Source organism: Providencia sp. PROV205 (assembly GCF_028479505.1).
GTDB lineage: Bacteria > Pseudomonadota > Gammaproteobacteria > Enterobacterales > Enterobacteriaceae > Providencia > Providencia huaxiensis.
In genome coordinates this window covers 1-1,643 of the sequence record NZ_JAMPNU010000058.1, presented here as the reverse complement: position 1 = coordinate 1,643, position 1,643 = coordinate 1, and the positions used below count along the sequence as shown (strand labels likewise).

Here is a 1,643-nt window from a genome sequence, read left to right as displayed (position 1 = left end):
TTTAGCCGCTGAATTGGCTGCACTATCTCTTGATAACAAAAGCAAAAATAATTTAGAAGGTAATACACAGAAAATTAAAGTCCTAGGGGCTATTGTAACTGGTGAGTCGAATGGTGCGCACAGTGCTGCAGGTGCAGCTGAGAATGTGTTTCTTTATAACCATTATTTGCATAATTTTTATGGTTCAGCTGGCGATAAGTATTTTGGTGGCGCATTTTCGTTAGAAAAAGCACTTGAAAGTGATAGTGGTTTGACAGAGCAGGAAAAACAAAAAATAAGATCCCAATATTTAAAAGGGGATGGTAAAGAAGACCCTATAAAGGCTATTTTAGAAATTTTGCCAGTATCTGATACCATGATGGCACTAATGCAGGCTAAAGATACCAAAGATTATGCAGCAGCAGTACTGACCTCATTACCGATGGAAAGAGCAGTTGTTGTTTTGGGTAAATTAGCCAAAGTTACAAAAGTTAATAATGTTTTCTTTCCAAAAAGAGCGACTAAAACTCCTGACGGTATAAGTATCAATATTGATTTACCAATACATTTAGCGACGATGGACAAATTTACTCAAAGAGCGGGAGTTTCTGGAGCCCATAATGCAGATGCGTTTTATGGTGCAGTTAGGGAAAAAGGTTTACAGATTATTAGGGAAACGGCAACAGGCGTGAAAGGTATCACCCAAATTGAATATAAGATCCCAACAAAAGATGCAGCAGGAAAATTAACAGGTAACTATAAAGGTAATGGTGCGGAACCATTTAAAAAAACAGTTTATGACCCGAAAGTTTATACAGACCAAAAAATATTAGATTTAGGGCAACAGGCAGCCGCTAATGGATATAAGGATGCTATAGTAAAAGGATTACAATCTTATAACGCTAAAGCAGGTGGTGTTACCTTTAGAGTTTATTTAGATCCCAAAACTAAAGGTGTTAGCAATTTTCATCCTCAATAGGAATAATTTATATGAATGAGTCTTTTGATGAATTAAATCATTTATTGTTTGGATTACCTTATAATTATGGGGATAAAAACAATTATGATCATAAGGATTGGATCATCAAAACTTATTTTGATCGGATGTATAATGATCACCGTTTCTTAGATGTTGTAGACCACATAGTTCAAAAGATAGGCTGTAGTACTGATGGTGCATACTGTCATTTTGCTTGTGAATATGATGGATTTTTAGATGATATGATTTTTAAAGAGGGTGTTTTTTTTGCAATAGGTTATCCTCCAGAAAAAGATGATGAAATAGTCGTCAGTGAAGAAATTTGCTTCCACTATGTCAGATTAGCTTGTGAAAAATATTTAAAAATTCATCCTGAAGACTTAGCTAGCGTCAGTACTTTATTATCAAAAATGCAAATGTCATGAAATAGGATTCTATTGTATTAATAGACAATTGAATAAACACAGGCGGTTATGATTTTAGCCGCCTGTGAATTTTTATCGACACATTTTAGGTAATGTTTCTTTTTTAGGACTACTTACCCAATAAGTGTAAGAAGTGAATATGTTTTTCGTACTGATCAAGAATATCGTGAATGATCTGCTCTTTTGCCCAGCCCACACATCGTAGTCTTGCCCACCTTTTTTTAAGTGAATTTCTTCGCGGTAATAGCGTTGTTCTTCGC

The 1,643-nt window shown here is 35.0% G+C and carries 2 protein-coding genes and 1 pseudogene; 2 read left to right on the top strand and 1 reads right to left on the bottom strand.

Annotated features, from left to right (window positions below; all coding sequences use genetic code 11):
• Together PR800_RS19575 and cdiI are read left to right on the top strand one after the other, a co-directional pair.
• On the top strand, positions 1–958 hold a 958-nt coding region (locus tag PR800_RS19575), incomplete at its 5' end, for a CdiA family toxin C-terminal domain-containing protein (protein WP_272531270.1).
• An 11-nt stretch (positions 959–969) separates the two neighbouring features.
• Positions 970–1,383 carry a ribonuclease toxin immunity protein CdiI gene (cdiI, locus tag PR800_RS19570; protein ID WP_210848840.1) on the top strand — a complete coding sequence of 138 codons (414 nt, stop codon included), beginning with the start codon at positions 970–972 and terminating at the stop codon, positions 1,381–1,383.
• A 72-nt stretch (positions 1,384–1,455) separates the two neighbouring features.
• Here cdiI and PR800_RS19565 read toward each other — a convergent pair.
• Positions 1,456–1,643 (bottom strand): annotated as a pseudogene (locus tag PR800_RS19565) (hypothetical protein); the annotation flags it as partial.